The organism is Bradyrhizobium sp. USDA 4473 (assembly GCF_054063335.1).
Genome location: NZ_JBSSGE010000001.1, coordinates 1,382,492 through 1,407,886, shown reverse-complemented (window position 1 = coordinate 1,407,886; position 25,395 = coordinate 1,382,492). Strand labels below are relative to the sequence as shown.

Below are 25,395 nucleotides of genomic sequence, written 5' to 3'. Positions count from 1 at the left end.
TCACCTCGAACGCGGGTTTTGCCCGCTTTCTTTGGCAGGCTGCAAGCCATGACCACTACGGAGCCGGCGAAGATCAGGGTCTAGTCGCATGCGCTTGGGGCGACAAATGCGTACAGCGGAATCAGTGCGACTGGAGGGGAACTCGAACGGCTTCGAAACCGCCGTCGCAGAAATCGTTGTTGCCAGCAAGGGCTCGATAGAGCTTGGCAAGCCAGTAGTTCGGCCCTGAGACTTCCTCGAAATCCTCAGCTCCCTCGATCAATTTCGCCGCGACGCGCTCCGGATCCTCAGCGGCCCCGTAAGCGCGCCGGAGCGCCGGATACTGGCCCCCGAGATGCTCGAGGCCCATCCGCCTATAGCGGTCGGCAAGGTCGAGTTGGGTGAAGTGTGACCGCAAATGTTGGAAGGTCTGCAGCGACATCCCAGCCGGCCGGGTCACGCGGTAGGACAAGATCAGCGCATCCGCTTCCATGCGCGCCCGAACTGCCAAAAACGCCACGTCGGGGATCGTGTCGTAGCATGGGTGCAGAAACATCCGCACGTTCGTCCCTTCGTCCAGGATGCGGTCTCGCTTGCGCGTGTTGCACACCGCGCAGCTAGGCACGAGATTTTTCGGGAACACCGAAAATTCGGGATACTGCTCTTTGGGCAAATAATGGTCGAGCGTCGAGGACTCGCTGATCCCGCAGAATGGGCAGCGGGCCACGCTGATTCTCTTCAAGAGATTGCCGCGGAGCGCCGTCATCGGCTCCGTTTCCACGGTGAATGCGTGCCGCATGGCTTCCTTCTGCGATTCCGTCAGCGGCGCTTCATCCAGCTCGCCCACCTCGGGGACCGCATCCTCATAGCCTTGGTAAGCAGCAAGGACCTCCGCGCGCGCCGCGCGCATTCGTCCCCGCCGCGGCTGGTGCTTGGCCGTCGCGATCTCATCGAACACCTCCGTCGCATCGACGGCGAGCAGCGGGATCGAGCGCATCCGCTACTCCTCGATCTCATCGCGAATGCTCAGAACGTAGGAGCGTGCTGCGAAGCCGAGCTTTCGACCGAACGCCTCCTCAATCTCCTCAAGGGTGTTTCGACGCGCCAGCGCGCGTAGCGTCTCGTGCCAATCGGTTGAGCCGTCACCGAGGTTGAAAACCTCCTGCGTGATGACGCCGATGTTTTCCGCGAACGTCTCGACGGTCGGTGTCACGACACGGTTCAGGTCGGCCGCCCGCCGGAGTACCTGGACATATTTCGCCGGCGTCTCCTGCAGCACGACCGGCGAGTGGGTGGCAATGATCGCATAGCCGTCGAAGGCTTCGAGACACGCCCGCACGCTCTTGAGAAACGCAGCAAGCAGCGGCGGATGAAGGTGCGTTTCGGGCTCGTCGATAAGAACCAACGTCGGCTCTGACCCCGAGATGTGCGCCGTGAGCTCGGTGACGATCTTGAGGACCACCTTGTGGCCGCTGCTCAGTCCGTGGAAAAGCTCGCGGAGCTCGTCATCGTCACGATTGGCGTACAGCTGGGTCAATCCGATGCGCTGAAACGACGGATCGCGCAGAAGGGGCTTCAGCACCTCGAGCAGAGTCTCCAACCGGTCGGCCTGGCGAACGCGCTCGAGAGCTGCAAGAAACTCTGCTTCGATCTCCGCGGGGGTACGAAGCCGATAGGCCTGCTCACCGTTCGGCGCGTCATCGTCCGACAGCTCGCGAAGGCCGCAGTAGACGTATCCGAAAATCTCGCCCCGCTCTTGAAGCCTCTCCTTCTCCTCCTCCGTGCGCCCAGGGATGACAAAGGTGTCGAACGCGCTGTAGGAGACCACGACCACGGTCTTGAACGGCGGCGCGCTGCCGACGAACCGGCCGGCCGCGTTGTCCAACACGTCTTCCTTGCTGCCGTACCCGTACCCGCTCGCCACGATCGCTAGGTTGGAGAGCAGGCGGGTCTTGCCCGTGCCGTTATAGCCGATCAGGGCGTTGATGCGGTTTGGCAGTCCACCACGGCGCCTAAAATCGAAATCGATCGTAAAGGCGTTCGAGCGTTGCGCCACCCGCGTCTTGAACTTGACCCTGAACCCTGCGCTTCGCCGTCTCATGGGGAGGGTCGGCGCACGCAACAACCGAGCGGCGTCAGCTATCGTCCGCTCGGCGCCGCCAAACCGCAGCAGTGAAACCCGGTAGGCTTCGCTGTCTTCGACGCTGGCCTTGACCTCGTCGTCGAATGCGACGTCACGCAAGCCTCTGAAATACGGCTCGAAAACGTCACGCCCAAGCTTGTAGATCGTCTCATAGTAATCGAGGTCCGCACCGAGCGACGCGTGGCCGGCGGGGAGCTCGTCAAAGGGCCGCCGCGGCATCTCGGTGTAGCCGCTGGTTCGACCCGCCTCGATGATCTTGATGTTACCGAGATCGTGGCTTTGGTCGGCCGACATATGCAGCGTGACGTGGAACGTGGTCTTGTAGCCATAGTCGTCCCAATTATCCTGGACGAGGACGGCATGCGGATAACGATTGGTGGTCGGCGAGTCGCCTGACCTGAACTTGACGACGAACCTCATCGGAAACTCCCCGGCGCGGTCGGCACCCGCACGAGTGATGTGGGAGGCGAGCTCATCGCTCAAGCCTCACGCGCAGTCGTCGGGCGCGCTCTCGGAATGCAGCTTCGCCACCCTCCAGAATATCGCAAACCGATTTGCGGATATCGGCGCTCTCCAGCCCACCCGCCACGTAGGAGATCGGCGGTAGCCCGCCCGCAGGGTGAGGGCCCGCCGACGCGACGATGATTTGATCTGCGTCGGTGTTGATGACCAGGTTCGCGTTGTGCGTGACCATGATCACCTGGCGCTTGGCTTTCGCGGCAACAAACAGCGCGACGAGCTCATCGAACACGGACTTGGGATCGAGGTTTTCCTCCGGCTGGTCGATGATCAGCGGGCGATCATCCGAATCGTCCAGCGCCAAATAGAGCAGCAGCAGCACGATACCTCGCGTGCCGGGAGAGAGCTTCCGGATGTCGATGCCGTCATACCCGATCTCGTAGCGGACGCTGATATGATCGGTGCTGAACAGCCAATGCGCGAGCCGCTTCGACCAGGCCCGGAACTCAGCCTGTTGCGTCGGCACGTAGGGTGCGTGCGACAACAGATCTCGCAGGTACTTTCCCATAAAGTTCGTCATCGCGGCCTGGACCTCCACGGCCGAGCCGGTCTCCCATGCCTGTTTGAGGCATTGCGCCGCGACTGCGGTCAGCGCGCCGCGACCGTAGAAGGGCCCGGTCTTCCGGCGGTCAAGCACCTCTTCTTCGGCGACCGCGCCCCAGGCTTCGACATCCGCAATCCGACGAACCGAGAAGCCGAGCTTCTGGAGTGTCCCGGACGATGAAGCGAGCCGGGTCATGAGCGGCGCGTACAGGCCCGCAAGCGCGTTCTGTTCATTGATGATCGCCTCAAACACCCGCCCATAGGCATCGTCGCGCTCGGCCTGGAGCGCCTTGCGGCGGGCTGCGGCGCCTTGCGCATCGGCGAGGCGCGTTTCCAAAGTCTGGAGCGCCGAATTCTCCTGCGCGATCCGCCCGGTCAGCGCCGCATACTGATCGCGCACCACCTTGTCGGCGCTGAAGAGCGCTTCGAGCCGGCTCATTTCGGCGGCTATCGGAGCAAGCGGCAATGTGGAGAGATCCGCGCTGTCGGGGATCAGCGCGCCGTTCGGATCGCCCGGAGGCGGCGGAGTGCCGTTCACCTTCCGGACCTCGTTGTCCGCCCATGCGATGTAGGCGGTGAGGCTCTTGTCGACATCGCCCTTATAGACCAGCATGAACTCATCCCACTGCTGGTCGCTCATTCCGCTGCCGCCATGCCGCGCCCGAGCCTGGCGCAGCATCTCGGGCGCGCCCGTAGCGCGCATGCTGCGAACCTCGTCCTGCAGGGCCACGAAGGTACGTCGCTGATTGCCGTAGGCCTGAATCTTGTTTCGAAGCTGCTGGGCGGCGCCGCTCAGTTGGGTGTGGCGCGCAACCTGCGCTTCCGTCCCCTTGACGACGAGCTTGGCGCGATCGGCGGTGTAGTCGGCGACGGTCTTCTTTTTCTGCGCGACCTGCGTCGTCAGGGTGGCAACAAGCCCCTCCTTCTCGAACTCCGCGGCGATGCGGTCCGAGATGTTGGCGATCGCGTCGGCTTCCCGCGCGCGGGCTTGCTGGAACCGTGACGTCTGCTGCTCACGCAACTCGGCGAAATCGAGCGCCCACTCGCGATCGTCCTGCGAATGTGATTCGAAGATCACCCGCTCTATCTCGTCCACCAATCCATCGGAGACGCCTTTCGTCGAGCAAAGCTCTTCGACGAACTGCTGGGAGAGATAGCGCGCACGCGGAAAGGACATGTGCCCGTTGGCATCACTGCCATCGAGCGAACGCGTGACCGTCGCCCCGCCGCTCCACGTCAGCCTCGATGTCGCCTTTCCGATGAGCCTACGCGCACGGGCCAGAAACGAGGGACTGATGTTCTCGTCCGCGTCCCAGCCTGCGGGCGTGATGGCATCGCAGCCTGCCGCGATCACCTCGGCCAAAGCTGTCTTTCCCGATCCTCGCGACCCGATGATGGCGACAAGACCGGGATTGAGCGGGATGTCTGGCGTGGCGGCCCAGCCCGCGTGATCGATCCGAACATGAGAGATGACTTGCGACGGCGTGGCCGACTGTGGCGGCTGCTCGCCGACAAAGGCGCGCCCTTCTGGATCAATGCATGCCTGTCGGAGCGCATCAAATTCGAGCGCCCCCTTGATCCACGAAAAGCGATTGCCGAACGGCGAGGCGACGTCGTCCAACTTGTGCGCGTCGCTCCCATGCAGGCACGGCTTAAGCCCCCCGTATCGCGCGCGGATCTCGTCGGGCCCGAGATCCTTTTGTCCCAGCCAGAACTCGCGCTGCGCGGGGCTGCCGGCGAAGATCACGTGCGCGAAGCTCTCGATTTCGCGACGCAGCGTTTGGTCCGCCGCCTCGCGCACGCCCGACGTTCCGTCTGTCGCGCCACCGGCGACGGCGATCAGGATGTTCTTCTTGGCCCACCCGCTTTCGGAGAATACCTCGCGAAGCCGCTGGAAATTGACCTTGAACTGGTTGGCCCCGTAAGCCAGCGCGGCCCGCTCATCGGTGATGCTGGGATCGGCTTTCTTTCCAAGGCGGATGAGATCGGCCCGCGTGCAGTCGAAGCGATCCTGCATGACGTTGAACTGCAGGCGTGAGAGCAGGCGCCGCAGCTCCTCGAGATGCTGCGAATCCTCGGGACTCACGAACAGGTGGAGATTGACGAAACCGCCTTTGGCGGTCGCCACGTCGAGCCGCAATTCCACGTTCGGGAAAATCAGCTTCGCGCGCGGAAGCCGCCCAAGCGCCTTCTGACGCATGACCTCTTCGTAGGTGTCCGTCACATAGTAGTCGGTCACCGCGATCGCCTCGATCACAGGCGTGGCCTGCTCCAGGGCGCTCAGGTAATCGTCCCACGCCGTCGGCCCCCGGAATTGGTTGTTCATCGCCGTGCCGGGCGCATGAATATGTGGCTCCCAGCGCCGCCATTCAGATCCCCGACTCAGCATCCCCCAATACCCTTCTTATTACTCGGCGGCGTTTGTATCGCGGCTGGCGCCCTGCGGCGACTGCACGTTAACTACTTCGCCGCGGCCGCCGACCAGCGCAATCTCGATCCCTGCCAAGGCGCAGCGAGGCGCCAGGCGCTGCGCCAATCTCATCGTCCCGTCCGTTAGAGGGACAACTGCCACCTGTCGCCCTTGGGACGGCGTTGCCATGAGCATCCCGACCGTCTCGCAGAGGCCCTTGTAGAGTCGCGACACCTGACCCGGGTGCCTGGTGTTGATGATGCCGCCTTTGCATTCGGCGGAGATCAGCTGCCCGCCAATCTCCGCGACGACGTCGCCCAGCCCCGAGCGGGGATTGATGGTGATCGTCTGACCGCGAGCATTCTCGTACATGCCGCCGTAGGCCGTGGTGCCAATGGCCGAGGTCTTGCGAAACTGGCGGCGCTCCAACCAGCCAGAAAAATCGAATTGCTTGCCATGTTCGCCATCGGGGTGGATCCGAACGTGAGCGGCGCCTTCCGCCCAGAGCAGATGCATCGCATAGGCGATCATTACGGCGCCTTCATAGAGGTGGTGTTCGTGGTCGCCGATGGATTTGCCCACGCGATTGGGCGGCGGCGCCAGCGCAGTCACGAGATCCTCAAAATCCAAGGCCACCTCCCCGTTGGGCCGCGTTGGAGTTCCACGGCCGGCCCATTGACAGGCGACTATAACCGGCCATATTTGCCCGGTAAAGGAGGCCCCGTCATGTTTGCCTACAATCCCGAGAAATTCGCCTCGCTCTATGAGAGCGAACTAGGTCAGCGCATTTGGGCGTTCTTGACCGAGCCCGAGAATGTCGCCCGACTGGAAACAGCCTCGCAGCTGGGCAAACCAGCCGTCGAAGGGATCGAGGAGCACCTGCTTGAGGAATTTCGCGAAGAGGTGCTCGCCGACCGGGTCAAACAAATGGTCGGCCACATGGTCCGGCAGATCCTGGAACAGCGCGACTGGGTGTTGGATCAGACCGACGTGAAGGTTCAGTCCGTGCCGTTCAGCAAGGCGGCCCGCTATCGGCGGCCCGACTGGATCACCTTCCACGCATTCCGCAACACCAGCGACCCGCGCGACGTGGTCATCACGGACAGGCGTCAGAATGCGCCGCTCCCCACCGATGCGCGATGGGCCTACTACGCGACCTTCGCCAGTCCGTTGAAGGCGTCGGTGGCGTTCGGGGTTCGCGACATCCGCCAGCTTCGCCAGCATGTGCACGCGCATGGCTATCAGCGTATGCGCATCGAGCGGATGCTGCGGCGTGCCTGACGCTGATGATTGACCGCGCGCACATCGCTCTCAGCGACCGAGAGGAGCCGGTGCTTCTCGCTTGGCCGACGCAAGGCAATGCGGGCGGATTCATCCAATTTGAGAAGGCTGCGGATTGGCGCGCCTTCATCGAGAACCTTAGTATCGACCCACGAATCCCCGAGATCGTGCGGGCCAAGTTTGCACGCTCACAGACCCTCTATCTGCTGGGCTGGGTCGATTTCAGCGTCGTGAAGGCTGGCGAGCTCGCCGCCCTGATCGCGCTGGAGCTGGCACTGATGGATCGCTACGGCGGGCGCGTCTCCAAGAATAAGCGGAGCTTTGCGACGCTCCTCAAATACATGGTCGATGTCGACGGCCTGACGGACGCACACATTCCGATGGTCGCGCGATGCGGAGGAACGGCACTCGGCCAGCTGACCGGTGATACGCGCCCCACGCTCGCCGAGCGACGAAACGCGCTCGCGCACGGCGATCCATTCGACGGACTGCCCACGGGTGGGCTCCTCGAACTGGTCCGAGACCTCATCAACTTCGCTTACCGCCACTACATCGCCGAGGCTGAGAGCCTCGGGATCGGGCCAACGATGGCGGGCTGGCCTTAATGGCGGCGCCCCCACCGCTGACCGCCGCCGTCGAACACGTCTGGAGCATCCCGCGGCCGGGGCCTGACAACCTCCTGGCTTCGCCGAGTTTCATCGCGCTGAGCGAGCTGTGCCGAGCCGAATACGGCGGGGGCAAGCCGGTGTTCGCCCTCAGCACCGCCCTGCGCTCGCTCGGGCTGCCGTGCCATCTCCCTGCCGACAAAGCTGGGCTCAGCCTCGATCCCGAGAGCGCGGCGAATGCAATTGATGAAGCCTACAGGCGCAAGACGACGACGCGCCGACATCTGTGCCCACTCGACATGGCCGACGAGCTGCCCGCGTTGAACTTCGGCAGGGCCCGCGTTGCAGAATTCAAGGCGGAAGAACTGGCACAGCTGTTCGACGCGCCCCGTCTCGCCCGCAACTTCCACAGCCAACCTCTCGACGCGACGCGATTGGCACAATTCCGCTGGCTGGTCGTCGAGGAAGAAATCACGCTCGATCCCCGTCCCGAGGCGCGGGCTTCCCCGTTCATGTACATGACGTTCGACCGCGATTTTGGGGAGATCGATCCCCATCTCGGCCGCTTTCCGCCGGCCGTCGAAAGCGCCCTTTTCTTCCTTCTGCTCGCGCCCTGGGAACGATGGTCGACGATGCAGGAGGTTGATTGGAGAGGCTTTCGCCTGCCTTGGATCTACACGGTGGACGACGACCTGTTCATCCGGCCGTCTCCGCCGCCGAGCGCCGATAGCCTCACGCTCGAACCTTGGATCGTGCAGGGGGATTGGGGCGAAGACATCGAACTTGAGCGGCCAACCGTTCTGCCGCTCGACGACGACGCGGCAACAGGCCTGGCGCTGTTCACCGATAGCGCATGGAAGGACCTCGAAGCAGCACGGATGACCGATTTATTCGAGACACCCATCGCGCACTTCCTGGTTCGCGCGTTCCTCGCCGATGGCATGGATGAGGTCATGGCGCACATGACCGCGATCGAGGCCGCGGTCGGCCTGGAGATGGACCACAAAAAGTGGCTCCGGCCCAAGCCCGATCCGCACAAGGCGGTCTCTTCGGCCACCGACCGCGTCGCCGCACGGATCGCGGCCGCCTTGAACGACCCCGCGAGCGTTCAGGCTTATAAGGATCTCTTCGACTTGCGCAGCACCTTCGTTCACGGACGCGCCGGGCTGCAGAAAGTCTCGACCAAGCAGCGCGTCACGGCGCGCAGCTTGGCGCGAGGAGTGGCGCGGGCCTTGGTCGATCTCGCGCTTCAGGGGACGCGGCCGCGAACGGACGTCCTGAGCGATCTCCTCGCTCGTGGCGCGCAATATGTGTAGGGCTTGAGGAGACGGCCTGGTCATCAACCAGCCCTGAAACCGAGCATCTGCTTGCTAAGCCGATCAGCGGACGTGTTGCTCTCTCGTTGGAACGCTCCAGCATCGAGAGGAGATGAATTCCCCGCGGCGTTGCCTAACGATCAAATTTATGGACCCGCTCGCGGTGATGCTGGAGTCGACGTCGTTGTTCGTCAGTCAACGCAATCGGCATGGTCCAGCGGAGTTCGGACCGCGCTTGTTCACTGAGATGATGAGAGAACACCGGTTGGCCTTCGTCATCGAACGTCACCAGCGCGCGGTCGAATGCAGCATCCCATAGAGCCGAGAGAAGAAGGCCATTATGCACGTTGAGCCGCTCGGCGTCGCTTTCGCAATCTGCCCATGGAATGATGTGCGAGGCGCGTAGCAGAGCCTGGTCCGAGATTCCGGTCAGAGGACAACATCCCTGCCAGTAATCGATCAGGCGATCGCGAAAAACATCCTGGCCGATCCTCTGTACGACAAGCCGCTCGGCCTCGGTGGTCTGCGGTAAGCCGGCTACCCGGCTTTCAAACTCCTGAAGCGGTGCATCGGGCAAGCTGACACCCAGCCCGTAGGTCCGATGTAACGCCGCATAGAGTGTGCCGAGCGTGGTAAAGGCGAAGCGGGCGCGACCAGGACCGGATATGTTGGCTTCGGGCAGGTTAAGCTCCCGGATTACGCCGAGATGTTCGAGGGCCAGATACCACGGCCCCGACAGGCCCGCGGCTGTGAGGTAGATTGTACCTTTCGCCGTAGTCGAGCCGAAGGCGGCCCAACCCGCGTCTTCGCCCAGGACGCGGCGGAAGCCGTTCTGTGAGGCGGCTTTCTGACATTCCTCCCGGACGACAAAGGACTGGGGTGCTTCTATCGTCATCGGAGCTTAGACGTCCATCGCAAAAAGGCGCTGCTCAGCCGGTGTCGAGCTCATCTGGAGCCTCACATAGCGATCGCTCTGCAGCTCGGGCGGCGGAGCGGTCGTGGTGGTTACGATGTATTGGAAGCACGGCGGCCCTGCTGCTTCCTCCCATTGATGCACGAGCTTGAACAGGCCGGCGTAGAGCTGGCCGTCCAGATCGGCTTCGCGCGGACTGTCGTGAATGAGAAAGGCCGGCAGGTCCGCCTTCTCCTCGACGGCCATATGGAGTGCGGCGAGGTCGAACGCGACGATCTTAAGGGAATCCAAAGCTGCCGTTGAGACTTCGCCTCGCCCTGCAAACTCCGCATCGACCTTCAAGCCGTTGCCGTCCAGCTTGACGGCTCCCGTTACTCCCTCGGGGAGCCACGCGGCCATGATCCCTTGGTACTTTTCCTCCAAGGTTCTGATGGCTGCCCGCGCCCGTGAACGCCCGGCATCCAACTGCGCGCGAACCGCCTCTAGCGCGGCAGTCGGAGACGCCGTGGACTTGGATACCGTCTCGCTTTCGCGAAGCGATCGTACATCATCGAGCGTGCGCCTCGCACGGTAGACACGGTCCTGCACCGCCTTGGCCGCTGCCTGAGCGGCACTGCTGGCGGCCGTGGCTGTCTTTGCCTCTGCCTCAAGCGCTAGCTTTCGGGGCTCGAGCTGTTGGATCAGCGATCCAATGCGTTTCGCTTCCTGTTCCGCGGCGTTCGCCGCTGACTCCAGTTCAGCGGCTTTCCTCTGCTTTTCCGCTATTGCCGCCTTCAGTGCGGGAAGATCGCACGGTTCGAGCGAAATGCCGCAACCCTTCGCTTTTACCTCATCTATGGCAATCCTACAGACTGGGCAGACTCTAATCCCTCCTTGAGTAATATCGATCTCACCGAGATCCGCTTCTGAACGAAGATGATTGGCTGCGACACGCTTGGGCTCAATCTCCTTCTCGAAGACTTGGCGTTTCGCCACCAACTCATCACGTTCATCGTTCAGCGCTTTCAGGCGCGCGAAGATCGAACTAACGTCGGGCGACTTCGGCAGATCGGCGCTCATGGCGCCGGCCAAGGCTGCCTCGGCCAATGAGATCAATCCTTTCTGGTCTATCGTGTCGTCGAAGCCCACGTCGCCGCCGCCCCCCAACGCCAGCCTCACGGCCTTCAGGCCTTCGGCATATCGCTGCTGCTGATAGGCTTGGCGGCGGCGTTCGTCTTCGACAGCGGCCACCAATTCCCGCTCGCGGACAGCGGCAGCGCGCTCTTCTGCGTCGAGAGCGCGCAACGCCAGGCGAACCATGGTCAACTTGGCTGTCTCCCCCAGCACCTGCGCGCGGGACCGAGTCTGTGTCTGTGATGACCGCCAAGCCAGAATGTCGGCCAGGCGGCACTCCTGATCGCGTGTCAGCCAGGCTCGAAGCACATCCCAAACGTGGTCTCCGCCAACCTCTGGCGGTGTTGCTGCCGCGATTGCCGAAAAGAAGCTGGAGACGATGACGGGATCGATGGATGCTTGATCGCCATCGCAATGTCCCCGCGCGATCGCATCTTCGATAGAATTGGCCTGAACAACGAACTCCCTGCCCGACAGCGCCAGCGGTCGGATGGTGACCCAGCACACGCCGTCGATCAGAATCTCCGCCGCGACCAGGCCGGTCGGAAGGCGCGTCATGAGTCGCGATCGCTGAGCGTCCGTCCCGTAGGCGGGCTCACCCATGCACGTCCGGAGCAGCCGACAGAAGGTGGTCTTCCCACTGCCGTGCGCCAGCGCGCGGCTGCCGCTACTCGACATGTCTGGCGTCCAGATGATGTTGAGACCAGGCTTCAGCGGCACGTCGCGGATGATGGTCTGCGGATCGCGGAAGATCGCTAGACGACGCACCCAGAGCCGAGGCCCGGCCCGACCTTCCGGCGCCTGCGGCGGTTGGATCGCCGGCGTGAAAAGGTCAGCCTGAGCGGCCATTTCCGAACCTCGCCCAGATCACATTGTCTTCGGGTGCTACCGCAGCCGCGGTAAGGCTGCCGACGTCCATGCTCCGCACCGCGCGGATCGCGAAAGCGGTGCGCTGCGCTTCGGCCGAGGTGGGTTGCAGCCCCATCGCGCTGAAATGCTGTCCTCGTGTCCACGTCCCGTCGGCACGCTCCTCCAACTGACCCGAGGAGATCAGCGTCTCGAACATCGAACGCCATGCCGCGTTGACATCCGGGCGCAAACGAACCGTCCCCTGTGCAGGCTGCGCCTCGGAGCCGACAAGCCTGATCCATTGATCTCGATCGCCGGCGCCGAGCTGAGACGTCAACATCGCGGGCTCGGCCAGGCCAGCGATGACAAAAGGCAGCCGCTCGCCGTCTCTCGCAGGGTCCATCTGCCAAAGCGCGTACTGCGCCGCGTAGCGGAGACGGTCTCGGGGCTGAACGCTTGCAGGCCAAGCCCATGCGCCATTAGGCAGATCCGCGAGAGACGGCAATTCGATAGAGGCAGGAAGCGCAGGCGGCTGCTGGCTCGTTGCCATCTTCTGCCACGCCTCCAGCACGAGGCGTTCTGTCCGGTATTCGCCGTAGAGGCGGATTTCCTTCTCCTTCAGAACGCGGAAGGTCTCAGTGGGATAGTCGACACCTTTGACTTTGGCAGGGTCGAGCACGTAGCGCTGCTCTTCCTCGGTCAGTCCGTATTTTCTGGCGAGAAACACATCGAGCTCAGCCCGCAACTGAGCGCGGCGATCCTCGTTCCATGCGAAGGGCTGACCGGAATATCCCAGGTCTTCCGCCCAAGCCTTCATAGCGCGGCTGGTGTAGGTCAATTCCAGAACGCGTGGTCGGATAAAACTGAGGTCATTTCTGGAAAAGGTGGAAGGCGGTAACGCAGCGAACTGTTTTAGATAGCTGTAAGTCAGGTGTGTACCACCAATGGAAAGCCGAGCTATGAAATCGAATGTCAGGGACAGCCACATTGCCAAATGTGCTGCCGCAAGCTCAGCTCCCCCATTCAAGTAGAAGATGGGCATGGTGTGTCCAACGCCCACCTTTGGAAACACACTCGCGATCACCGTCCGCTCATCGGTTGATCGACAGATATCCCGCCATCCCATGAGCCAACGAGGTTGTTTCGCAACAATCAACATTTCCGCCAGTGTGAGCGCGTCCTTCGGTCCCTCGGCAATGAGGGTGAGGTCCGCTTCCGTCAGCGGCGTCTCACGTTGCAGTTCGGCACCGACCGCGAGCGTCTTGGGATCGAGCAGGAAGCGTTCGGTCGATGCCTTCAGCGCGCCGCGCCAATCTTGCGCTCGGCCGAGAAGGCGGAAGATGTCCGGCTCTCGGGCTGGGCGCCCATCGAGCGCAAGAAAGGCCCCAACCAGCCATGTGACGAACGCTTTGAGCGCCGTGGAACGTGCGCCTTCCTGAGCATCGGCACCTGCCTTGCGGCGGCCCGTTCCATTGTCGCCTCGAGCCTGCCTGATGGCGCTCTTCAATGCCGATGGCACGCGCGCGGCGCGCAAGATGACCTCGTCTTCAGGCACCCAATAGCGCGGTGATGGCTCGAAGCCCGGATTCTGCTTTTCGGCAAGAGTGCAGTCGCGGGCACCTTCCTCGTCGTCGCTCGCTCCGACGCCGTAGGTCGCCCAGCGATGATCGAAGTGGTGGATCATCTTGGCTTCGTAGAGCGGCACGCGGCGTTCGACCCCCGCAACCGTCTCCCGCACCCAATCCGTGGCATCGCGTTGCCAGCCTTGGGCCTCCATCTGCGCCGGTGTGCGGAAGAAACCAGAGTCGTTGGACATATCGAACATGCGCTGGAACGTGACGCCCCAGGGATTGATGTCTCCACCATTTTCCTGTGGTCGTTCCTCGATCAAGACTGGGACGCGGGCGTAAAGCTTCGCTGTCAACTCCGCATCCGCACGAGAGCGAAAGACGGGAGCAGTCTTGGTATTCGGGTTGATTGCGGCGATCTCTGCGGGAGTCAAGCGAAACCGCCGCTCCGAATTCGCAAGGTCGGTTGTATTCAATAGCGAGAATGCGAACTCAGCACCTTGCTCGGAGCGACCGATTGTTAGCAGGCAAAACGAACTCCGATCGTCGGTGGCCAGGAAGACCTTCCGAACCTCGAAGAAGCTGTACAGCGAAGCAAGGCGCGAGGAAGCCACCAACTGAGCGAAAACAATATTGCGTTGTAGAATCCGTGGCGATGCCCGTCGGGACAATCACGCCTGCTCGCCCGGTCGGCTTGGCAAGGCGCGAGAACAACTCTGCAAACAGTGCGTAAGTGTTCACATCACCTCGACCAGCAAGTGGATAACGACCTGACGATCGCGCGAATTCGCTCGCAGCCTCTGCCGTACGCTTGGCGAAGACGAAATCCCGCCACAAACGACCGTCAGCGCTGTCAGGATCAGCGTTCTCCAGGGCAATGATCAGCTTCTCACGCTCAGCCTTATTGGGCGCGCTGGCGATCACTGGCGATCGCGCGGCAAAAAATTCCTGCTCCTGAAGCTTGAATCGTTCCCAAGGCGGATTTCCGACGACGACGTCGAAGCCACCATCTCGTTCCATGATCTCGGGAAATTCGATGAACCAGTGGAAGGCGCCCACCTTCTCAGATGTCAGGGTGGCGCCCCGGCGCAGATGTTCCGCCGGCGCTTGGCCTCCCGCCGCTTGCCACACATGCTCGGTGAGCGGCATGCCGTCCGTTTCTGCGGTGCCGGCCGATTTCGGCGTGAAGAACGCCGCCATGTAGAAATTTGCCGAGATATAGATGTCGCTGGCCGTCTTCAGACGCTGCCAGTCGTCCGACTGGCGGATCGCTTCGAAGCCTCGTGCTTTCGCCTCCACGCTCGCCAGATCATCCTGCGCGAGTTCCTTCAGCTTGTGATCGCGCTCGGCCAGGATTTCGGGCGGCGACCAGTTCTTGAACAGTTGGGGATGACCCTTCGCGCGCTCGCGCTGTTCCTTGTTGAGGCGGGCATAACGACGGGAGAGTTCCTTGTCGTCGCCAGTCAGCGGCTTGTAGGCCTCATCCGGCAAACCTTGTCGCAGCATCCCGCGACCGAACACGCCAATCAGGCTGTCGCCACAGCGAATCTGCGCATCGAAGAATGCGAGGGGCCGGCCCGGCTCCAGCGCTTCGATCCAGAGCGCAACCTTCGTCAGCTCGACCGCCATAGGATTGCGGTCGACGCCATAGAGGCAGCGACACGCGACTTCGCGCAGCGCGTGGCGGAAGTCCGCAGCCGAAGGGATACCACCGGCGCGATGCCGAGCGACGCGCGTGGCGATGCGCCGCGCCGCGGCGAGCAGAAAATGACCCGACCCACAAGCTGGATCGATCACAGTGAGCCTCAGTAGCTCTTCGGCGGGCTCGGCGGCCTGGGCTTCCCGCTCGTCGAGTACCGGATCGAGCGTGGTGTCGAGCAGGAGCTGCACAAGACTGTCCGGCGTGTAGTAGGAGCCAGTGGTCTTGCGCTGGTTGCCCTTTTGCTCTGCGGCTTCCGAGGCGAAGACCAGCGTCCTGCCGTCGTCACCAAGCTGCGGCTGGAGTTCGAGCAGGGATTCGTAGACAGAGCCCAGCTCCTCCGTCTCCATGGCGCGCCAGTTCACCGGCACAATGCCGGTTCTGTCCGAGAGCCATGACAGGCGGAACAGCGCCTCCATGAAGGCGCGGTTGCGTAGGCATGCGGTTTCGAGATGGGGCAGCTTATCGGCGCTGAATAGGCCGCCGAGCGCCGGAAGCCCGAGTGCGTCTTGTCCGCGCGCAAGCGCGCGGAAGACGACTTTGACACCCTCGTAACGGTCGTGGTGCTTGTCCCAGGTTGCGGCGCGCGCCGCGTGCGCTCGAAGTGCCGTGAGGCTGTAACCCTCACCGTAGAGCTTGCGGACGTCCGGCTTTGCCGTGTCAGGGTGAAGCAGGTTCCGATCTTCCGCCACCATCAGGAAGATCAGGCGATAGACGAGGCGCAGAAGCTCGTTGAACCATTCGGTGAGATCGAGCTCGCCGGATTTCAGCCGGACAGCGAGTTCGGGGTTGGCTTCGAGGAAGCCCGAGCCAAGCACCTTGAGCGCCGTTTCGACCTGGGCCGCCAGCCGGTCACGGGCAACCTCGCCCTCGCGAGAGCCCGACTCGCGCCAGCGTTCGAGCGCGCAATCAGTGACAGGCGTGCCGGCGACGCCGAACCGAGTGCGATGAATCAGCGACCAGAGGACCGCGAAGGAGGCAGCGTCCTCACTCGTAAAGATCGCGGCCAGGTCGGCCTCGATGTAGGCCGGCCGGGTCAGCGAGGCGTTGTCTCGCATGAGGCGAAGCACAGCCCCATTGGTTACGAGGCCCCAGAGCGCGTCGTCGCTGTCGTTGAGATAGTCCTGAAGCGCGAAGGCCGGCGACCGCGAACGGTCGGTCGAAAGTGTCGCGCTGCGGCGATCGAGTTTTTCCTCGGACGCGGGCACGACCACGATGGGAACGCGACCGCCAGCGAGGAAGGAGATCACGCCACTGGCTGGGGTGAGGTCGTCGAAGCCGAAGGTTTCAGCCAAGAACGCCCGTACATAGCGTCGCGTCGCTTCGACCGAGGGGTTCTGAAGTTTCGCGAAAGCGTCGAAATGGGACTGGCCGACACGGAAGGCGGTCGAGACCTCCTCACGGATCGTCAGTCCCTTGCGGATACGGTAGTCCTCTTCCGTCTGTTCGGAGGCTTGCCGGCGATCGATGCTGGCGACCATGGCTGGGGCGACGAGATTGCCCTCCAGGGTGAGCGACGGCCAGGCCGAGATGTCGGTGACGGGCTTGCGCGCCATGGCTCAGGCCTCTCCCGGCATCAATACGAACAGGCCGATCACATCCGGCGGCAGCACGGCTTCCACGGTGACACGCGAGGCCGAGCCTGACGCAGCGCGGAGGCGAGCATGGTCCTGCATCAGTTCTTGCGAGCGCGATCGGACGAAATCAGCGATCGGCCCGTCGAGTAGGATTGGCAGATCCTCTTTCGCCTTCGCGATGAACCTATCGCGAGCGACGGGCGCCAAATCGGACGTCGCCGGCGTGTTAAGCCACTCCCGGGCGATTTCGCCGACCGCCACGATCCGGCCGCCCTGTATCGCGATCAGCGCCGCTTCCTCCGCCAGCAGCAGTCGCTCCTTGCGGGCATGGACGGTCAGCTTAAACCGGATGCGCAGGAGAGCGAGGCGGGTCACTTGCTGAACGGCCGCGGTCGGCCAGGCGCCGACCCGGCCGATGCCAAGACTCGACAGGGATTCCGGATCAAGCGAAGCCTCGACCAGCGCTTCGGCGAGGGTGGCGGTCAGGGGGTGTGTCCGGGTGAGCAGCGCCGTGCCCGACGGCGCCGGTTCAACTGTCGCCAGACGCACCGATCCTGTGAGGTCGTGCTCATTCAACCGCTCACGCAGCCCGGCGTCGAGGGCGTCGACATGAGCCAGAAGCACCGTTTTCCGGGGTTCCAGAGGCACGCCGAAACGAGCCATCGCCCGCTCGACGAAGAGCCTTGCCTCCGCGGGAGAGCCGAGGAGCGTGCGCACCTTCTCCCATTCCGGGGCGACTTCCTGCGGCTTCATCGCGTTCTGGGCGAAACGCGCGCGGGACCGCTTCTCGTTTTCGGCCGCGTCGCGCCACCGCGTCTCCATGACCTTAGCGCCATCGTCGAGGCGAAGATCGAGGGTGAGCTGGTGGGGCACGCCATGCCGCAGCATCATCGACGCCATCAGCGCGTCCGTGACCGGCCCGCGCTCCTCGGGAAGCGGTACGGTCACGCCCGTCGCCTTTCGGATCTCCTCGGCCTTGCGAAGGATGACCTCGAGCACCGCGCCGTCGATAGCGCTATCCGGCGAGAACATCATGATCGACCGGACGAGTTCAGCCGGCTGGCCGAAGCGGTCCACCCGCCCTTCACGCTGTTGATGCCTGGTCGGATTCCACGAAAGGTCGTAGTGGACGACCGCGTCGAAGAGCTGCTGAAGGTTGATGCCTTCGGACAAGCAATCGGTAGCGACGAGAATGCGCTGGACCGGCTTTTCGTCGTCGGTAGCCGCCATGTCGGCAACACGATCGCGGCGCTCGTCTGGCGTGAGAACGCCTGTGACGGCTTCGATAGTCAGCTTAGGGAAAGCCTTGCGCAAGCCATCGCGCACATGCTCGGCCGTCGCCAGATAGCGACAAAAGACGACAGGGTTGGCACCCTTCTTGATGAGAGGTGCCAAAGCATCGACCAAGGCCGCCAGCTTCGGATCGGGCTTGCCGACCAATTCCTCGGCGCGCTTCACCAGGGCAAGAAGCTCCGGATCGGCATCGAAGGTCGTGCCAGGTTCGAGATCGACCGCGTCTTCGTCGTCGCCGTCGTCGTCATAAATCTGCGGCTCGAGACGGTCGTTCTCGCTCGACATGCGGTTTCGCAGCGCGCTCACGCCTGCCGCCGGGGAAGAGCCAACGCAGCGCATCAGGGCCAGCGTGCCCCAGAAGGCCAAACGCCGCTCTCGTTGGCCCGAGCCTGCGCGCGACACGATCCCGAAACAATAGTCGAGCACGGCTTCCTGGAAGGCACGGTGAGATTCGGACAGACGATAGGCGAACTCCGTCGTCTCGTGCTTCGGGAAGGCGCGGTCTTCATCCCAATCCCCAGAGACGAGATCGATACGACGGCGCTGCACGAAGTGCCGCGCCAGGCGCTCGCGATAGCGCGTGTCCTCGAAATCCATCGAAGCGAATGACGGCTCCACAAGGGAGAGAAGACGCGCGAAAGCCTCTTCATCGCCGGAATGCGGCGTCGCGGTCAGAAGGATCATCCGTCGCTCCGGGTTCCGAGCCAGCCCGGACAGAAGCTCGAAACGTTGCTGCCGACCCTGATGCGTGCCCACGCATGCATGGGCTTCATCAACGATGACGAAATCCGGGCAGGCGCGTGCAAAACCTTCCCGGCGCTTCTCTGCCTTGATGTAGTCGAGACTGACGACCGTGAAAGGATAGGCGTCGAATAGGGTCTGAGCGAGCGGCAGGCCGCGTTCCAGCCGGCTTGCGGTACCGGACGTGACCGCGACGGCGTCGATCCCGAAGCGCGTCTTCAGCTCTCCGACCCATTGCTCCACGAGATGCGGCGGACAGAGCACCGAGAAGGCGTCCACCTCACCCCGGTCCATCAGCTCGCGCAGAATAAGACCGGCTTCGATCGTCTTGCCGATGCCGACGTCATCCGCGATCAACAGGCGCGGCGCTGACAGACGAAGCGCCATCAGCAAGGGTACGAGCTGGTAGGTCCGGGGTTCGAAGGCGAGTTGGGCGGCGGACCGAAAGGGGCCCGCACCACGCCGCAGCATCAGACGCATCGCGTCTGCAAGCAGCGCCGCCTTCGCTTGAACCGTAACCGCAGCGCTGACAGGAAGATCGAAGCGGGCAGGCTCGACTGGCAGGAGTTCGAGCACGGGATCGATGACAATCTTATCGCTCTCGCCGCCTGAAAGTGGGCGAAGCGCCAGAATACCGTCTTGAATCGACGGCAGCGCGACCCATTCGCGGCCGCGGGCCCGAACCAGATCGCCAGGGGCAAAGTCAAACGTCATGAGGACGTGCCCCCAAAGATCGTAATCATTGCCTCAGGCATGCCCGCAGCAGACATTTCGGGCAACTCGAACAGCGTCCAGCCCTTAGCGTCAGCTTCCTGGCGCGTCGCCTTCGTCAGCGGAGAGGCGCAGGCGGCGACGAAATAACTGCGCCAAGTGAAGCTCATCTCCTGACCGGAAAAGCTGATGGGGAAGCTATCGGGAGGCGGAAGCCCCTTGTCCTTGAAGACGTTCGTCCATTCGGCGCCCTCAGTCGGCGGGCTCGGTGCAACTGCGAGCACGACCTTGCCACGCGCAAGATCGATCAGCATCTGCTTTGCTTCATCGCTCGTGCGGTCGATCAGCTCGTGATCGGGCTGATTAAAATACGAGAGCAGGCAGCGATAGCAGCCGCGAACGCAAGCTTCGCCGTCGCGAGTGACCAGCAGCTTCGCGTCGCCCGCTGCGATCGCTTCATCGACCCTCTCGAAGTGCATAAGAACCAGCGCCTCTCGCGCGACCTTGCGAAGGGCCTGGGGATCCTCGACCAAGCGGCTCAGCACCCCGGCGCCCCCTTCCGTCGCTTCGTAGGCTAGGATGGCGCGACGATTATCGCGTGCAGGCAGCGGCTCGCCGAGGATCTCGCCCTCTTCCAGCTGGAAGACGACTTCGATTCCGCGCATGAGGGCATGTTGGACCGTGGGGATTGTCTCGGCTGCGTAGGCCGAAGGCTCGCTGAAGCGGAAGAGGAGCGCGTTCTTGTGGTCGCGCACAATAGGAACGATACGAACCGGCCGTGCGACATCCGGCGGCACATCGACATCTGGATCTTCGTCTTCCGACTTTGCCCAGTAACCGCTGCGCGGGTCGATATAGAAACCGAATTTGGTCTGCTGGGCGCGCCGTTTCAGTCCTTTGTTGATCCGGCTAATCTCCGCGCTGTTTGCATATTGCAGGGAGAGGATCGAAGTATCTTCGCAGCGGAAGTCGGCCTCCGTGATCTGGACTTGGCCGTCCCGTTTCGGCCAGGCAAACACGGTCTGAATTTCGAAGCCTTGCCGGACGCGCTCCTCATCATTTGCCGTGATCCGCTCTGCGGGTGCGGCTTCGACGTTGTCGATCCGGAGTGTTCTCTGCACAGGAACTTCGCCCGCCATCGGGCTATTGCAGGCATGGCAACGCTCGACCTCACCGTCGTGGCAGGCGCCGCAGTTCGAGCAGATGAAGATGTCTCTGGTGGCCAGCTCCGACCCGTCTGCGGTCCGGACCTCGGGCGGCAGCTTCGCCTTCATGACCCTGTAGGCGCGACCCTCGTGATAGATCAGGCTGCGCGGCCCGAACTCCGAGATGGCAAGGAATCGAGCGCGTTGCAGGAACGAGCCGCTTTTCCCCTCTCCAGGAATGAATGCATAGAGCGGCAGACGGGGGAAATTGTATCCCGGTAGGAAGCCTTCGGTCGCGAGATAGCGGTACGAATAGAAGTCCGACCCATTCGAAGCCTTCCCCTGCTCAAGAATCGTGATCTGGTCGCTTGCCTGCATCTGCGCAGCTTTGATTCGGCGACGATCCACGCCCGAGAGGCCGGTGATTTCCGAGCGGGCGTTGGCCTCCATCAGTTGCGTCCGAGCCGAGTTATACAGTTCTCGCCAGCGATCGAACGCGCGATCGAACTCCTGCGGTGCTCGCTGTGCGACTGTGGTGACGAAATCATCCGGATCGCTCATCCAGACCGGCTTGCGGCCATCTACAGAAGCGAGAATCTGATCGAGAACGCGCTTCATGGGCGGATGCGCCACAATCGCCAGCTCAGGCCGGTCAATGACATCGTGGATTTCTTGCTTCAGCGGATAGCCCGTTTGAGTCAGGTCGAGGACCTCCGGAATGTCAGGGGACAGTGCGAGCTTCGTTTCGGCGAGCCAGACAGCATGCAGGTGCGAGCGCACGAGCTCTTCATTGGTGATGTCAAGCGCCGGAGGCCGGACGACACCAGCCACCATCTCGTTGCGCCGTTCAAAGAAGTATTGATCGTGCGGTGATTGAGCGGCGCAATAAGTGACGATGACGGCAGCCTGTCCGGAACGACCTGCACGACCGGCGCGCTGCGCATAGTTCGCCGGCGTCGGCGGCACATTTCTCAGATACACTGCATTGAGCGCGGAAATATCGACGCCAAGCTCCATGGTCGGCGAACAGAACAAGGCGGGTAGAAATTGTTCTGACTCGCCAGCCGATTTTAGATCGGCGGCATTCTTCGTGAGACTTTCCCGGTCCTCCTTTTCGAATCTGAAGCGCCACTCTCGCCATTCGCGTTGTCTTTGGGATACTTGCGCGGTGTGCTCACGGCCTTCGAGGCCCCAAAAACTGCTGCGGCCGAGTTTCAAATCAGCCGCGATCTCATTGTACAGGTCGTGAAAGTAGCGATTGCCCTGAGCCTCACCGGTGAGGATGGCTTCGCCAGGAACGATACGAACCGCAGAAGGTGACAGCCGCCATCCCTGCAGGTCCGCCTCTATGTCGACACGCGACACCAAACCCTCGCGAGCCAACAGTTCCATTAGCCCCGTCATCACGGCCAGGTAGTCTGCCTTGCCGAGCTTTGTCCCGAATACGCTTTTGCGATTGATAAGCCGGCCGATCCGGGAATTGTGTCCGGCTCGGATAATCGTCTGCTCTTCCCGCAGGCTCACCCTATCCTTGCCGGGCGCTTGCAGAAACAATGTCGTGCGGCTCCTTGGTGTTTCCTTCGCGTCGATGGCCCATGGGGTGCGCAGGAGATTCCGGGACTTTTGCGCAACGGCGTCGAGGACGGTGAGATCAAGCGCCTCGGTTCCGACGGCTAAGCCGTCGAGCATTGCGCCGAGGAGCAGCTTCAGCATTGTCTTGCGCGCGGGCACGCCTAGCGTACCGAATTCGGGTAAGATGGCGGAGAGACGATCCGTATCCTCCGCAATATCGTCGAGCCCGACGAATGCGACATCGATGAGCTTAAGTACGGAGAGGCTCGGGTTCGTATAGCGCCAGCCACGGCGCAGGTCCGTCCAAAGTCTATGCGCAAGAACCTTTGCCAGCGAGCGTTGCGCGTCCTCGCGAACTACGGCTCCCGCCTCGGGGTCCGACATCCAATGGATGCGCGCCTCCTTGTTGGCCGCAGTAAACCCGAGTGCCTTAACTATTCGAAGGCCGAATTCGTCCTCGCCGATGCCGTCATCGCCGGCGTCTAGAACAGCCCGTAGGATCGCGCCGCGTAGAAGACTGACAAACAGGAAATCGTTGAAGTGACCGGCCTGAAGGGCAGCGTCCTGTCGGTTATCGGTGAAGCCGAGCAACTTCCTTTTCTCTTTGGGGACGCTACTGTTGCTCCAGTTCATCCATTCCAAAGCTGTTGACACGAGCAGTGTCGTGGCCGAGCTACGGCCTTCACCGGACAGTCCAGCGAGCTTAGTCCGCTCCCGCATGTTCGGATTCGGTTGGTCCAGACAACACGGGCAAAAGCCGAACTTCCCCGGAACGAACCAGAAGCCTTTGCCGGACGGCTTGTAGCGCCCATTCGGAGCGACATTGAGTAGTTCGGGCACTCTTCGCTTGCGGTTCGCTCTCAGGCGCTCGATGCCGTTCCGGTCCTCTCTCCAATCCTCGGGATACGTTTCGATTTCGCCCGTGAACGCGTACTCGGGATCGCCATCCCCAGCGGGCACCAGATAGCCCGCAGTATCCGCGTCTTGGTCGTCGAGCGGTGCATCATCGATGTTCCGCGGCACGAAAAGCATGCCGTCCGCGTCCTCTGTCTTCGTGACGACGTGGGCCTCATGACCGCATTCGCGGCAGAAACGTGTCGGATAGAGACGATTGCCTGGCGCACTGGGATCTTCGAGTTGGCCTTCGAACAAGACATTTCTAGGCTGGTTGGTCAGCGTGGTGAAAACCTCGCCCGCGCCGGAAATAAATTGGTGGAGTTTGAATGCCAGAAATGCAGCGGTACCCGACCCACCCCGCTCCGTTTCCGGAAGACTGACTCTGGTCAGGAACGTCTCCAAACCGCTTCGACAGGTTTCTACGTCGACGCCGCTATCCTTCGACAGCAGCTCGACGGCGCGTTCAAAAGGGATCGGCTTCTTGCGCTTGAGTTCCTGCGCGTCCTCCAGGCCAATCGCTAGCTCGGTCCACACTGCCAGCGGGTGTTCCTTCAAAGCTTCGTCTGTCAAACCGTCCGGAAGGGCGGATCTCAGGACAGACGCAAGCTTCGGCCGCACGTCGTCGAGTTTGAGCAGATCGTCAGTCGCCCGTCGAAGCGACTCGTCGATGACGGATTCCGGCCCGATGGATGTGCCGAAAAGGCGCGACGCAACGTCCGATACAGCCTGCGCCCGGTTGGCATCGGATCCTTCGCTCGCCATAGTGGCCGAAGTTCCGATGCAGATCGGCGCCTTGTCCGGCGTGCAGCGATTGCGAAGCCTACGAACGAGAATGGCGACGTCAGCACCCTGGCGACCGCGATAGGTATGCAGTTCGTCGAGAACGATGAAGTCCAGACCGTTTGCGTTCTCTATGACCTTGGTGTCGAGGCTGTCCTGCCGTGTAAGAAGCAGTTCAGCCATCATAAAGTTGGTCAGCAGGATGTCCGGCGGATCATCAGCAATCCGTTGCCTGTCCTCTTGGCTTTCCTGGCCAGTATAGCGCCGCACAATCGGCTTGATGTCATTGGGCAGGCCCGACTGAGAGATAAACCTTTCGATCTCCTTGATCTGGCTATTGGCCAGTGCGTTCATCGGGTAGACGATAACGGCGCTGGTCCTGCGCGGCTTTCCGGCCTTCCGTGCACGGACGATGGCGTCGACGACCGGCACAAAGAAACAGAGGGACTTGCCCGAGCCCGTCCCAGTTGTGACCACAAAACTCTGGCCAGCGCGGGCCTTTGCGATCGATTGCGCCTGGTGCCGGTGAAATCGCAGGGGCACCGCTCCAAACCGGAATATTCTCCCGGTCGCTTCGTCAAGATCGCCAGATGCGACGAGAGCATCGACTGTCGGGCCTTTGAGATATTGAGGATTGAGGGACAGAAGTGCGTCTGGCCAGAACCGTCCAGCGTCATATTGGCGATTGATCTCGGTCTTCAGGTCATCAGATCTAATCGTGCTGAACGACCGCGAGAAGCGGGCATAGGAATCGATAAGACGATGGTCGAATTCGAACGCCTTCATAGCCTCCCCCGAACGCCCTTCTCTTTGACCACGATTTTGTTCTACTCGCGGAAGTTGCTCAACTGAACAGTTGTCGTATATCCACCATTGGTCGAAACAGCTTCATCGGCTGATCCGGAAATGGCAGGAAGCTCTCCCGCTCGTAGAACCGGCGGGCATTGTCGTCTTTTGCGTCGACGATCACTGCGAATGCGGCGATCTCGCTCCGGCTCGCTCGAAACAGCGCGTCTGCCAGCAAATATCGCCCATACCCCTTTCCCTGGTACTGCCGGTCGACCGCCAGTCGGCCCAGTAGCGTTGCTGGCACCAGCGGATACTTCGGCAGCTTCCGGACCGTTTGCTCAGGCAGCTCTGCGAGGTGCAGGGAAGTGGACGAAAGCGTGTAGTAGCCCCCGACCGTTCCGTCCGGCAGCACCAGGACGAAAGGCGCCGCCATATTCTTCCGTGCGTCCTGGCCGGCTTGCGTCCGAAAATATTTGTCGAGCGCTTCTACGCCGCTGTCGAACCTCGATCGATCATGCCCGGTCGCCAGCGCCTCGATGCGAAGCTTTTCATCCCCCCCCGGTGGCACGCGCTAGACGCCAGCGCGCGCGCGATACCGTCGTACCGTGTCGTGTAAGCGATCATTGACCGGCTGCTGTTTCATCAGGGCGTCCACGAACGCCTCGCTATCGCGGACAGACAGCGCGAGCTGGCTATGCTCCTCAATCGCGCGCCGTGCTGCGTCCTGCACGCTGGTCAGCACGAAATCCGTCACGCTCCTGCCCTGCAGGGCAGCAGCCCGCTCGATAAGGTTCTTCTGCTCCGCCGTGACGCGCGTCTCCAGACGCTCGGCCCGCGTGCGCGTGCTAGTCGGTTTGGAAGCGGTGTTTCGCATGGCTTACCTCTGGACGAAATGTACGGCCAATGGCCGGTTTCTTCAAGAGCGCCGAATCGACCCTTGACTCCCGAAGCC

15 protein-coding genes are annotated in these 25,395 nt (G+C 62.3%); 3 read left to right on the top strand and 12 right to left on the bottom strand.

What is annotated here, in order from left to right; all coding sequences use genetic code 11:
* Window positions 1-121 precede the first annotated feature (121 nt).
* Genes ACVW17_RS06585 through ACVW17_RS06570 form a run of 4 tightly spaced genes read right to left on the bottom strand, consistent with a single transcriptional unit; the run spans window position 122 to window position 6,224 of the window.
* The gene (locus ACVW17_RS06585; RefSeq protein WP_456796959.1) at window positions 122-976 is read right to left on the bottom strand and encodes an HNH endonuclease; all 855 of its coding nucleotides are present in this window, start codon (window positions 974-976) and stop codon (window positions 122-124) included.
* Between the two features lie 3 nt (window positions 977-979).
* Complete coding sequence (locus ACVW17_RS06580) at window positions 980-2,542, bottom strand: AAA family ATPase (protein WP_456796958.1); 1,563 nt, start codon at window positions 2,540-2,542, stop codon at window positions 980-982.
* Between the two features lie 52 nt (window positions 2,543-2,594).
* Window positions 2,595-5,573, bottom strand: a complete 2,979-nt coding sequence (locus ACVW17_RS06575; RefSeq protein WP_456796957.1) for a TrlF family AAA-like ATPase — start codon at window positions 5,571-5,573, stop codon at window positions 2,595-2,597.
* A gap of 18 nt (window positions 5,574-5,591) precedes the next feature.
* Window positions 5,592-6,224 (bottom strand): hypothetical protein, encoded by a 633-nt coding sequence (locus ACVW17_RS06570; protein WP_456796956.1) that lies wholly within the window; start codon window positions 6,222-6,224, stop codon window positions 5,592-5,594.
* 96 nt (window positions 6,225-6,320) lie between these two features.
* Between ACVW17_RS06570 and ACVW17_RS06565 the strand changes: the two genes are divergently transcribed.
* The 3 genes from ACVW17_RS06565 to ACVW17_RS06555 are packed head-to-tail and all read left to right on the top strand — an operon-like array spanning window position 6,321 to window position 8,796.
* A complete protein-coding gene (locus tag ACVW17_RS06565; RefSeq protein WP_456796955.1) occupies window positions 6,321-6,875 on the top strand; it encodes a hypothetical protein in 555 nt (184 codons plus the stop codon).
* Between the two features lie 5 nt (window positions 6,876-6,880).
* Complete coding sequence (locus ACVW17_RS06560) at window positions 6,881-7,480, top strand: hypothetical protein (protein WP_456796954.1); 600 nt, start codon at window positions 6,881-6,883, stop codon at window positions 7,478-7,480.
* Window positions 7,480-8,796 carry a hypothetical protein gene (locus ACVW17_RS06555; RefSeq protein WP_456796953.1) on the top strand — a complete coding sequence of 439 codons (1,317 nt, stop codon included), beginning with the start codon at window positions 7,480-7,482 and terminating at the stop codon, window positions 8,794-8,796. The genes ACVW17_RS06560 and ACVW17_RS06555 overlap by 1 nt, the downstream gene beginning before the upstream one ends.
* Window positions 8,797-8,929: 133 nt before the next feature.
* On the opposite strand, the gene ACVW17_RS06550 is transcribed toward ACVW17_RS06555, so the two are convergent.
* The 8 genes from ACVW17_RS06550 to ACVW17_RS06515 form a co-directional block, all read right to left on the bottom strand.
* On the bottom strand, window positions 8,930-9,691 hold the full coding sequence (locus tag ACVW17_RS06550; protein ID WP_456796952.1) for an HNH endonuclease: 762 nt from the start codon (window positions 9,689-9,691) through the stop codon (window positions 8,930-8,932).
* A 6-nt stretch (window positions 9,692-9,697) separates the two neighbouring features.
* Window positions 9,698-11,671: a DUF2326 domain-containing protein gene (locus ACVW17_RS06545; RefSeq protein ID WP_456796951.1), complete on the bottom strand. Its 1,974-nt coding sequence runs from the start codon at window positions 11,669-11,671 to the stop codon at window positions 9,698-9,700.
* Window positions 11,655-13,595, bottom strand: coding sequence for a hypothetical protein (locus ACVW17_RS06540; RefSeq protein WP_456796950.1), 1,941 nt, complete (start codon window positions 13,593-13,595; stop codon window positions 11,655-11,657). Before ACVW17_RS06540 ends, ACVW17_RS06545 begins: the two co-directional genes overlap by 17 nt.
* Before the next feature lie 136 nt (window positions 13,596-13,731).
* Window positions 13,732-16,494, bottom strand: coding sequence for an Eco57I restriction-modification methylase domain-containing protein (locus ACVW17_RS06535; protein ID WP_456796949.1), 2,763 nt, complete (start codon window positions 16,492-16,494; stop codon window positions 13,732-13,734).
* A 3-nt stretch (window positions 16,495-16,497) separates the two neighbouring features.
* Complete coding sequence (locus ACVW17_RS06530) at window positions 16,498-19,263, bottom strand: helicase-related protein (protein WP_456796948.1); 2,766 nt, start codon at window positions 19,261-19,263, stop codon at window positions 16,498-16,500.
* On the bottom strand, window positions 19,260-24,440 hold the full coding sequence (locus ACVW17_RS06525; protein WP_456796947.1) for a DEAD/DEAH box helicase: 5,181 nt from the start codon (window positions 24,438-24,440) through the stop codon (window positions 19,260-19,262). The genes ACVW17_RS06530 and ACVW17_RS06525 overlap by 4 nt, the downstream gene beginning before the upstream one ends.
* Window positions 24,441-24,498: 58 nt before the next feature.
* Window positions 24,499-25,011, bottom strand: coding sequence for a GNAT family N-acetyltransferase (locus ACVW17_RS06520; protein ID WP_456796946.1), 513 nt, complete (start codon window positions 25,009-25,011; stop codon window positions 24,499-24,501).
* 3 nt (window positions 25,012-25,014) lie between these two features.
* Window positions 25,015-25,317: a type II toxin-antitoxin system TacA family antitoxin gene (locus ACVW17_RS06515; RefSeq protein ID WP_456796945.1), complete on the bottom strand. Its 303-nt coding sequence runs from the start codon at window positions 25,315-25,317 to the stop codon at window positions 25,015-25,017.
* Between the last annotated feature and the right edge of the window lie 78 nt (window positions 25,318-25,395).

Excerpts from the sequence above, each read along its gene's own strand:
- ACVW17_RS06515 (WP_456796945.1), bottom strand. The coding sequence starts at position 25,317 with ATGCGAAACACCGCTTCCAAACCGACTAGCACGCGCACGCGGGCCGAG.
- ACVW17_RS06525 (WP_456796947.1), bottom strand. The coding sequence starts at position 24,440 with ATGAAGGCGTTCGAATTCGACCATCGTCTTATCGATTCCTATGCCCGC.
- ACVW17_RS06555 (WP_456796953.1), top strand. The coding sequence starts at position 7,480 with ATGGCGGCGCCCCCACCGCTGACCGCCGCCGTCGAACACGTCTGGAGC.
- ACVW17_RS06585 (WP_456796959.1), bottom strand. The coding sequence starts at position 976 with ATGCGCTCGATCCCGCTGCTCGCCGTCGATGCGACGGAGGTGTTCGAT.
- ACVW17_RS06545 (WP_456796951.1), bottom strand. The coding sequence starts at position 11,671 with ATGGCCGCTCAGGCTGACCTTTTCACGCCGGCGATCCAACCGCCGCAG.
- ACVW17_RS06560 (WP_456796954.1), top strand. The coding sequence starts at position 6,881 with ATGATTGACCGCGCGCACATCGCTCTCAGCGACCGAGAGGAGCCGGTG.
- ACVW17_RS06530 (WP_456796948.1), bottom strand. The coding sequence starts at position 19,263 with ATGACGTTTGACTTTGCCCCTGGCGATCTGGTTCGGGCCCGCGGCCGC.
- ACVW17_RS06565 (WP_456796955.1), top strand. The coding sequence starts at position 6,321 with ATGTTTGCCTACAATCCCGAGAAATTCGCCTCGCTCTATGAGAGCGAA.
- ACVW17_RS06580 (WP_456796958.1), bottom strand. The coding sequence starts at position 2,542 with ATGAGGTTCGTCGTCAAGTTCAGGTCAGGCGACTCGCCGACCACCAAT.
- ACVW17_RS06575 (WP_456796957.1), bottom strand. The coding sequence starts at position 5,573 with ATGCTGAGTCGGGGATCTGAATGGCGGCGCTGGGAGCCACATATTCAT.
- ACVW17_RS06535 (WP_456796949.1), bottom strand. The coding sequence starts at position 16,494 with ATGGCGCGCAAGCCCGTCACCGACATCTCGGCCTGGCCGTCGCTCACC.
- ACVW17_RS06550 (WP_456796952.1), bottom strand. The coding sequence starts at position 9,691 with ATGACGATAGAAGCACCCCAGTCCTTTGTCGTCCGGGAGGAATGTCAG.